Raw genomic sequence first — 8998 nt, 5'->3', positions numbered from 1 at the left:
GCCCAGCCAGCGCCCGGCCGCGGCCGGCAGCACGGTGATCGCGACCAGCAACGACATGCCGACCGCGATCGCGATGGTCAGCGCCAGGTCCGAGAACAGCTGGCCCTCGACGTCCTCCATGAAGATCACCGGCAGGAATACCGCGACCGTGGTCAGGGTCGAGGCCAGCAACGCGCCGCCGACCTGGCGCGTGCCTTGCAACGCGGCCTGCAGCGCAGGCATTCCGGACTCGCGCAGGCGCACGATGTTCTCGGCCACCACCACCGCCGCGTCCATCACCATGCCGACCGCGAACGCCAGGCCGGCCAGCGAGATCACGTTGAGGCTGCGCCCGCTGAGCTTGAGCACGATGAAGGTCGCCAGGATCGATATCGGGATCGCGAAGGCGATCAGCCCGGTGGCGCGGACATCGCGCAGGAACCACCACAGGCAGGCGACCGCCAGCACCAGACCGGCCACCAGGCTGCCGGACAGCAGCCCGATCGCGCGGCGGATGAAGATGCCCGAGTCGAAGCTCTGGGCGATGTCCAGGCCCTGCGGACGCAGCTCGCTTTCGCGAAGCTCGTCGACCGTTCCGACCACGTTCTCCAGCGTCGCCAGCACGTTGGCGCCGTTGGCGCGCAGCACCCGCAGGCCGAACGCGCGGTTGCCGTTCTGGTAGGCGACGGCCCCGTCCGGCGGCGGCCGCACGTCGATGCTGGCGACATCGGCCAGGCGTACCGGGCGGCCGTCGCGCCAGGCCAGGATCAGGCCGCCCAGCGCCTCGGGCGAGTAGCGGCCGGCGAAACGCATCACGTACTCGCGCCGGCCGACCTCGACCGAGCCGCCGGAGACGTCGGTGGCGCGAGCCGCCAGGGCGGCGATCTCGGGAAGCTGGATACCCAGCGCCGCGGCGCGCTGCGGATCCACCGAGATCGCCAGTTCGTCGGTGTCGTTGCCGTAGACCTCGACCCCGGCCACGCCATCGATCGCGGTCAGCCGCGGCACGATCCGGTCCTCGATCAGCTTGCGGTAATCGTCGACGTTGCCCGGGGTCTGCGCCAGCTTCTGCACGAAGAAGTAGGTCAGGGTGTCGCCGGCGCTGAAACCGCCGGAGCGCACCACCGGCGGATTGGCGTCGCGCGGCAGCGGCGGCAGCCGGTTCATCCGCGACAGCACCTCGACCAGGGTCGCGTCCATGTCGCTGCCGACCGCGAAGGTCATGTTCAACCAGCTGTTGCCGGCGCTGATGTTGGAAGAGATCTCCTCCAGCCCCGGCAGCCCCTGCATCACCGTTTCGATCGGCTCGACGATCTCCGATTCGATTTCCTGCGGCGAGGCCGAGCGCCACGAGGTCTGGATCGACATCTGCGGACGCTCGATGTCCGGGAACAGCTGCAAGGGCAGGTCCAGCAGGCTGATCAGTCCGAACACGCAGACCATGCACACGGCGACGGCAACCGCGGCGGGGTTGGCGAGAGAGGCTTGGGTGAGTTTCATCGGCGGGTCCGCGTCGGCTTGAGGGCACGATGCGTGCGCGCGGCGGAACGGCTATGGCCCTTTGGTCATGCTCTGCGGCGAAGCGAGCGGGGGCCGCGACGAAGCGTTGCCGTCGCGGACGCGGCGGGCTACTGAAGCAGCGGCAGGCGGTCGCGGTAGCTGCGCGAGAGCTTCAGCTCCTGGCCGCAGTCCAGGCGCAGGTAGCTTTCGCCGTTGTTGTGCGGACGGGTCTCGGTGACCCGGCGCGCGTTCACGATCGTCGAACGGTGAATGCGTGGGAACCGGCGCGGATCCAGTTGCCGTTCCAGTTCGCGCATGGTGGCCCGCAGCACCAGGGTGTCGTCGTCGGTGTGGATGCACATGTAGTCGCCGGCGGCGTCGATCCAGCGGATGCTGTGCAGCGGTACCCGGACCACGCGGCCGCCGTCGCGGACCGAGAGCCGGTCGTCGCTCTGCAGTTGTTCCAGCGCGTCCGGCTGCAGGGCTTCGTCCAGTTCCAGCGCAGCGCGCCCGCTCAGCTCGCCGAGCAGTCCGAGCAACTGCGAACAGTGGCCGAGCGCGGCACGGGACTCGCGGTTCTGGCGGACCCGCTCCAGAGACTGCGCCAGGCGTCGTTCGTCGACCGGCTTGAGCAGATAGTCGACCGCCGAGGCCTCGAATGCCTGGATCGCGTAGTGGTCGTAGGCGGTGACGAACACCACCATCGGCATCTCGTTGGCGGGAATCTGGCCGAGGGTGGTGAAGCCGTCCGCGCCCGGCATCTGCACGTCGAGGAACATCAATTCCGGCTGCAGGCGATGGACCTGGGCGATCGCGCTGGCGCCGTCGCCGCACTCGCCGACGATCTCGATGTCGGGGTGGGCCGCCAGCCGCAGCACCAGCCCGCGTCGCGCCAGCGGCTCGTCGTCGACGATCAGGGTCCGGATCGGGGGCGCGTGGGTCGGGGAAGGCGCCGGGGGCTCGGCCGGTGTCCGCGCCGGCTTGCGGTCATCGGGCATCGTCGCGTCCCGGGCGGCGCTCGGCGGCGCTGGTGGAGGTCTCGTAGGGCAGTTGCAGGCGGATCTGCAGTCCGCGTACCAGGTTGCGCGCGCACAGGCTGCCGGCGTCGCCGTAGAGCACCTGCAGCCGCTCGCGGGTATTGCGCAGCCCGACGCCGTTGCCGGCGGGCAGGGTGTCGCCTTCCAGGGCCATGCAGCCGGGACCGTCGTCGGTCACCGTCACGATCAGACGGTCGCCGTCGCGGTGCGCCTGGATCCGCAGCAGGCCGCCCTCGATCTGGCGCGCGACCGCGTACTTGATCGCGTTCTCGACCAGCGGCTGCAACAGCAGGCTCGGCAGCAGGGCACGCCAGCAATCCTCCTCGATCGCGGTCTCCACCCGCAGCCGCTCGGCGAAGCGGACCTTCTCGATGTCCAGGTACAGGGTCAGCGCATCGAGCTCCTGGCGCAGGGTCACCCGCTGCATCGGGTCGCTGTCCAGCGAGTGGCGCAGGAACGCCGACAGGCTCTGGACCATGCGGTTGGCGGTCGCGTTGTCGCGGTCCAGCACCAGGGTCGAGATCGCGTTGAGGGTGTTGAACAGGAAATGCGGGTTCAGCTGGTAGCGCAGCATCTTCAGTTGCGCCTGGTGGGCCATGGTGCGGGCGGCGAGGGCCCGCCGGGTCTCGTCCTGGGATTTGCGGTAGTAGGTGATACCCAGGTACAGGCCGACCCAGGCCAGCACCACGTAGATGTTGCCCAGCGCGTAGGCGAACACCATCAGGGCGTTCTCCGGCTGGCAATCGGGACAGAACTGCAGTTTGAGGTGGCGGCCGGCCCGTTCCATCAACGCCGAGCTGGCCAGGATCGGCAGCACCATCACCGCCAGTTGCAGCGCCGGTGGCCGGCCGCGGCAGGCGCGTAGCAGGTAGCGAAGCCCTAGGGTGGTCGCCGCACCGGTCGCGCCGGTGGCCAGGTAGACCATCGCGTAGCCGCCGGGCTTGCCGTAGGCCAGCGTGCTCAGGGAGCCCAGGCCGACGTAGGCCAGCCAGCCGCCCAGGTGCAGGACCCAGAACAGCTGCTTGTGGGTGAGCCCCAGAGGATGGGGAACGGCGATGGCCATGGGTGTTGGACGCGGGTCGGACGCAGGTGCCCCATGCTAGCGCGGCGGTGGCGTCGTCGTCGGATCGCTTCGTCGCGGCAGGCGCTCGCTTCGTCGCATCGACGGCGGCGCGCCGATGGGGCATGCGCCGCCGTGGGCCGCTAGAATATGCGCCCCAGCCGCCAGCCAGCCCGCCGATCCCGTGACCGCCAGCCAGCCCGCTTCCTCCGTGTCCAGTTCGCCCGTCTCGATCCGCCAGGACGACCTGATCGAGTCGGTCGCCGATGCCCTGCAGTACATCAGCTACTACCACCCGGTCGACTACATCAAGAACCTCGCCGCCGCCTACGAGCGCGAGGCGTCGCCGGCGGCCAAGGACGCGATGGCGCAGATCCTGATCAATTCGCGGATGTGCGCCGAGGGCCATCGCCCGATCTGCCAGGACACCGGCATCGTGACCGTGTTCCTGGAGATCGGCATGGGCGTGCGCTGGGACGACGCCACGATGGGCGTGGAGGACATGGTCAACGAGGGCGTGCGCCGCGCCTACAACCATCCGGACAACAAGCTGCGCGCGTCGGTGCTGGCCGACCCGGCCGGACGCCGCCGGAACACCCGCGACAACACCCCCGCGGTGGTCAACGTGAAGGTCGTGCCGGGCAACACCGTCGATGTGATCGTCGCCGCCAAGGGCGGCGGTTCGGAGGCCAAGAGCAAGTTCGCGATGCTCAACCCGTCCGACTCGATCGTCGACTGGGTGCTGAAGACGGTGCCGACCATGGGCGCCGGCTGGTGCCCGCCGGGCATGCTCGGCATCGGCATCGGCGGCACCGCCGAGAAGGCGATGCTGCTGGCCAAGGAATCGCTGATGGAGCCGATCGACATCCAGGACCTGATCGCGCGCGGCCCGTCCAACCGCGCCGAAGAGCTGCGCCTGGAGTTGTACGAGAAGGTCAACGCGCTGGGCATCGGCGCGCAGGGCCTGGGCGGGCTGACCACCGTGCTGGACATCAAGGTCAAGGACTATCCGACCCACGCCGCCAACCTGCCGGTCGCGCTCATTCCCAACTGCGCGGCGACCCGCCACGCGCACTTCACCCTCGATGGCAGCGGTCCGGTGGCGCTGGAACCGCCGTCGCTGGAGGACTGGCCCCGGCTGACCTACGATCCGCAGAACGCGCGCCGGGTCGATCTGGACACGATCACCCGGGAGCAGGTCGCCCAGTTCAAGCCCGGCGAGGTGCTGCTGCTCAACGGCAAGCTGCTGACCGGTCGCGATGCCGCCCACAAGCGCATGATCGACATGCTCGACAAGGGCGAGACGCTGCCGGTCGACTTCACCAACCGCTTCATCTACTACGTCGGTCCGGTCGATCCGGTGCGCGACGAGGTGGTCGGTCCCGCCGGTCCCACCACCGCCACGCGGATGGACAAGTTCACCCGCCAGATGCTCGAACAGACCGGTCTGCTGGGCATGGTCGGCAAGGCCGAGCGCGGCGATGCGGCGATCGACGCGATCCGCGACAACAAGGCGGTCTACCTGATGGCGGTCGGCGGTTCGGCCTACCTGGTGTCGAAGGCGATCAAGGCCAGCCGGGTGCTGGCGTTCGAGGACCTGGGCATGGAGGCGATCTACGAATTCGAGGTCCGCGACATGCCGGTCACCGTCGCGGTCGACTCGACCGGCGAGTCGGTGCACCGCACCGGCCCGCGCCAGTGGCAGGCGCGGATCTCCAGTGGAACGATCGGCAAGATCCCGGTGGTGGTCGAATGAGCGCGCAGTCCCCGATGGGTACGGTCCTCTACGGTTCGCCCAGCACCGCTTCGCTGGTCGTCCACTGGCTGCTGATCGAGTTGGGCATCGAGCATGAGCTGGTGATGCTCGACTTCGGCAAGCGCGAGCAGAAGTCGCCCGAGTACCTGAAGCTCAATCCGCAGGGGCGGGTGCCGACCCTGCTGATCGACGGCCAGGTCCTGACCGAGTCGACCGCGATCGCGATGCATCTGGCCGATCTGTATCCACAGGCGGGTCTGGCGCCGGCGCCGGGCAGCGCGGCGCGCGCGGCCTATTACCGCTGGATGCTGTTCGCCGCCTATACCCTGATGCCGGCCTTCCGGGCCTGGTTCTACTCCGACGAGGTGGCCGGCGAGGAACACGCCGAGGCGGTGCGGACACGGGCGCGAGCCGCGATCGAGTCGGCCTGGGAGCAGGTCGATGCGCACCTGGCCGCGAACGGGCCGTACCTGCTCGGCGAATCGATATCGGCGGTCGACTTCGTGTTCACTATGCTGATGCGCTGGTCGCGCAACATGCCGCGTCCGGGCGACAGTTGGCCGGCGCTGTCGGCGCTGGCCGCGCGCACGAAGGCGTTGCCGTCGTTCCGCGAGGCCTACGCCCGCGAGGGTATCGAGGACTGGACCTAGATCCAGTCCTCGTCTCCGGCCGCCCTCGGCGACCGGTTCACAGCCGTGCCGTCAGCCTCTCCAGCATCTGCCGGGTCTGGGCGCGTGCGAGGTAGTGGGCGGCCATCGATTCCAGCCCGGCCAGGTTGGTCTCGCTGACGTCGTCCAGGTCGTCCAGTCCCGGCATCAGCTCGGCCTGCATCCGGAAATAGCCGTCGCCGACGATGTGGCGGGCGATGTAGTCGACCGAGTCGGTGTTGCCGTCGAACAGCACGTCGATGATCGGCACCGCCCATTCCAGCGCGCCCCATTCGCGCGCGGACTTGAGCGCGATCGGCCGGTTGCGCTCGCCGGTGCCGACCGACAGCACCAGCAGGTCGTGGACATTGTCGACGCGCCGGTCCTTGCGCATCGCCTCGGCGATCGCGCAGGCGGTCGGGTTGTTGGCGACGATGCCGCCGTCGATCAGCGAGCACTTGCGGCCCTCGACCGTCATTCCGTGGGCGGGAAAGTAGGTCGGCGCGGCGACCGAGGCGCGGCAGACTTCCCACATCGGCAGGCCGGCGTGCTCGGGCTTGAAGCTCTTGAACACCACCGGCGTGCGCGACACGGTGTCGTAGCTGGTGATCAGCAGTGGCTTCTTCGCCTCGCCGAGAGTGGCGTTGCCGAAGGCCTTCTTCAACACCTTTTCCAGGCCCTTGCCGTCGTAGCGGGGCGCCGACGGGCCCTGGGTGAACAGCCGCCCCGCGCGCGACCACAGCCGCTCGGCCATGCCCGGGAAGATCTCGTGGCGTTGCCTGCGGTAGAGCTCGGCGAGCTCGGCAGGACCGCGCCCTATCGCCAGTCCGCAGGCCACCAGGGCGCCGGTCGAGCTGCCGGCGAGCAGGTCGAAGCGCCTCAGCAACCCGGGCTTGCCGGCCTGTCGCAGGGCCTCCTCGACCCCTTGCAGCCACACACAGCTGACCAGGCCGCGGATGCCGCCGCCGTCGAGGGACAGGATGCGTCGCATCTTCATCGGGTGTTCTCCTTGCGCATGTCGTCGCCGGCGGCGGTCGACCATGATCGCCCGAAGGCGTCTCCGTGACTGCGACCGCGCGCTTGGCTCAGTACCACTCCAGCATCGAAACGCCCAGGCCGATATAGGTGGCGCGGTGGTTGTAGTCGATCATGCTCTCGCCGTAGCCGTCGAACACCTGCAGGTGGCCGCGCAAGGCGTTGTGGATCGGGAAGCCCCAGTCGAACTGCAACGAACCGTGCGAGCGATCGCCGCCGCGCAACGAGTGTCGACCGGTCAGCGAGAACTGATGGCCGCCTCGGACATAGACCAGGGTCGCGTCGCCGCGGCCGACGTAATCCTCGATGTCGGCGTTGTTGTCGTCGGCCGCATCCTCGGAGACCCGCCACCACGGACGCACCACCAGCGACCAGTTGTCGCGGTCCACGCCGACCATGCCGATCACCCGGTTCCAGCTGCGCGACAGCGGGTCGGCACGTCCGTTGGACTGGTGGTTGAAGCCGATGCCGGCCATGCGTCCGTTCCAGCCGAGCAGGTGGTAGTTGTTGCGGAACACCAGCATCGCTTCGGGTTCGTAGTTGGTCTCGCGGAACGGTCGCGAGATATCGGCGTTGTAGACCTGCCAGCGCGAGCTCTGGGTATAGCCCAGCCAGAGGTCGCCGTTGTCGCCGAAGATGTTCTCCCAGGCCTTCATCTTGAAGCTGAGCTGGAACTTGGACTCCAGGTCCTGCAGGCCGAGCGGGGTGGTGACGGTGTTGTTCGGATTCGGCGAGGCCGGCATGTCGTTGACCTTGCTGGTCCAGAACACCGGCAACAGGTAGGTCGGCTTGTAGGCGCGGAAGTTGAACACGCCCAGCTTGGAGTCGCGCGCCAGCTCCCAGCGGCTGTCCAGCAGGGAGCCCTTGCCGGCATTGGCGATCGCGGTGCTCAGCGGGTCCTCGTTGGGGTACAGCTCGCCGCCGCCACTGGTGATCGCGGGCACCGCTCCCGGAGCGACCTGTTCGCCGATCGCCAGGTTCTCCTGGATCGCGCGCGCCTCGCGCGCGGCCACGTCGGCGTCGCGCGCGGTGCCGGCCCGGCGGCGATGGAAGGCGTCGTAGCAGGCCAGCCGGTCGGCGTCGGCATCGATGCGCAGGCAGGCTTCGGCGGTCGCCGGCTGGCTCGCCTGCTGGGCGTGGCCGGCAAGCGGGGTCAGGACGAGCAGGGTCTGCAGCAGCAGTCGCCGATCACGGCGCGGCGGCTGGGGGAGGGGCGTGGACATCGGGACTGGCATCCGTCTTGGCGTGGGCGGCGGGTGATCGCAACAGCGTAGCGGCGAGGATAGCCGGCCGCGATGACCGCTGTCGGCGGCTACAGCCACCAGGCGAGCAGGAACAGGCCCAGCATGGCGAACGCCAGGCCGAGCTTGAGCACGGTGCCGACCACGATGCCGATCCAGGTGCCCAACCCGACCCGGGTCGCCTTGCCCATGTGGCGGGTGTCGATCAACTCGCCGACCAGGGCGCCAACGAACGGTCCGACGAAGATGCCGACGAAGCCGAACATGAGGCCGGCGAAGGTGCCGATCATGGCGCCGATCAGGGCAAGTCGACTGGCGCCCACACGCTTGGCGCCCATCGCGGTGGCGGCGAAGTCGACCAGCAGCGACAGCACGGTCAGCGCTCCCAGCGCGACCAGTGGCATCCAGCCGACCTGCTGGAAATCGCCGGTCCAGGCCGCCAGCAGCATGCCGATGAAGACCAGCGGTACCCCGGGCAGGGCGGGCAGCACCGTGCCGGCGATGCCGATCACGATCAGGACGCTGGCGAGGATGTAGTAGAGGTGATTGATGTCCAAACGATCGGCTCCCGGCGGGGTGTCGTGTGCGGTGGGAAACCGGCCGGTTTCCGGTCGAGCGGCCCACGGATGGGGCTCGATTGCATTTTCACATGGTGCGGGGTAAGTTGCGGACGCTGCGTTTGCCAGGGTCACCGTGAATCGTGGCCCGATGCGGTTGATCCGATGATCCGCTACATCGTTGCA

Annotated in this window: 8 protein-coding genes; 2 read left to right on the top strand and 6 right to left on the bottom strand. The window is 68.8% G+C overall.

Annotation, left to right across the window (positions count from 1 at the left end):
- The 3 genes from FKV24_RS12305 to FKV24_RS12295 all read right to left on the bottom strand — a co-directional run.
- The coding region (locus FKV24_RS12305; RefSeq protein WP_141482575.1) for an efflux RND transporter permease subunit at positions 1–1479 on the bottom strand (1479 nt) is incomplete at its 3' end.
- 128 nt (positions 1480–1607) lie between these two features.
- Positions 1608–2477: a LytR/AlgR family response regulator transcription factor gene (locus FKV24_RS12300; RefSeq protein ID WP_141482574.1), complete on the bottom strand. Its 870-nt coding sequence runs from the start codon at positions 2475–2477 to the stop codon at positions 1608–1610.
- Positions 2467–3579, bottom strand: coding sequence for a sensor histidine kinase (locus FKV24_RS12295; protein WP_141482573.1), 1113 nt, complete (start codon positions 3577–3579; stop codon positions 2467–2469). Before FKV24_RS12295 ends, FKV24_RS12300 begins: the two co-directional genes overlap by 11 nt.
- 208 nt (positions 3580–3787) lie before the next feature.
- Between FKV24_RS12295 and FKV24_RS12290 the strand changes: the two genes are divergently transcribed.
- A complete protein-coding gene (locus tag FKV24_RS12290; protein WP_111266537.1) occupies positions 3788–5332 on the top strand; it encodes a fumarate hydratase in 1545 nt (514 codons plus the stop codon).
- 14 nt (positions 5333–5346) lie between these two features.
- A complete protein-coding gene (locus FKV24_RS12285; RefSeq protein ID WP_141482577.1) occupies positions 5347–5982 on the top strand; it encodes a glutathione S-transferase family protein in 636 nt (211 codons plus the stop codon).
- A 37-nt stretch (positions 5983–6019) separates the two neighbouring features.
- On the opposite strand, the gene FKV24_RS12280 is transcribed toward FKV24_RS12285, so the two are convergent.
- The 3 genes from FKV24_RS12280 to FKV24_RS12270 all read right to left on the bottom strand — a co-directional run bounded on the left by FKV24_RS12280 (position 6020) and on the right by FKV24_RS12270 (position 8812).
- Positions 6020–6976 (bottom strand): patatin-like phospholipase family protein, encoded by a 957-nt coding sequence (locus FKV24_RS12280; protein ID WP_170288296.1) that lies wholly within the window; start codon positions 6974–6976, stop codon positions 6020–6022.
- 88 nt (positions 6977–7064) lie between these two features.
- Positions 7065–8237 carry a phospholipase A gene (locus FKV24_RS12275; protein WP_141482571.1) on the bottom strand — a complete coding sequence of 391 codons (1173 nt, stop codon included), beginning with the start codon at positions 8235–8237 and terminating at the stop codon, positions 7065–7067.
- An 89-nt stretch (positions 8238–8326) separates the two neighbouring features.
- On the bottom strand, positions 8327–8812 hold the full coding sequence (locus tag FKV24_RS12270) for a DUF456 domain-containing protein (RefSeq protein WP_141482570.1): 486 nt from the start codon (positions 8810–8812) through the stop codon (positions 8327–8329).
- Between the last annotated feature and the right edge of the window lie 186 nt (positions 8813–8998).

Origin of the sequence: Marilutibacter maris (assembly GCF_006546735.2) — a bacterium.
Taxonomy (GTDB): domain Bacteria; phylum Pseudomonadota; class Gammaproteobacteria; order Xanthomonadales; family Xanthomonadaceae; genus Marilutibacter; species Marilutibacter maris.
The sequence above is the reverse complement of the archived record's forward strand: the minus strand, read 5'-3'. Positions and strand labels throughout refer to the sequence as shown.

Bases quoted from the DNA above. Each gene is read 5' to 3' on its own strand.
- FKV24_RS12300 (WP_141482574.1), bottom strand. From the start codon at position 2,477: ATGCCCGATGACCGCAAGCCGGCGCGGACACCGGCCGAGCCCCCGGCG.
- FKV24_RS12285 (WP_141482577.1), top strand. From the start codon at position 5,347: ATGGGTACGGTCCTCTACGGTTCGCCCAGCACCGCTTCGCTGGTCGTC.
- FKV24_RS12280 (WP_170288296.1), bottom strand. From the start codon at position 6,976: ATGAAGATGCGACGCATCCTGTCCCTCGACGGCGGCGGCATCCGCGGC.
- FKV24_RS12295 (WP_141482573.1), bottom strand. From the start codon at position 3,579: ATGGCCATCGCCGTTCCCCATCCTCTGGGGCTCACCCACAAGCAGCTG.
- FKV24_RS12275 (WP_141482571.1), bottom strand. From the start codon at position 8,237: ATGTCCACGCCCCTCCCCCAGCCGCCGCGCCGTGATCGGCGACTGCTG.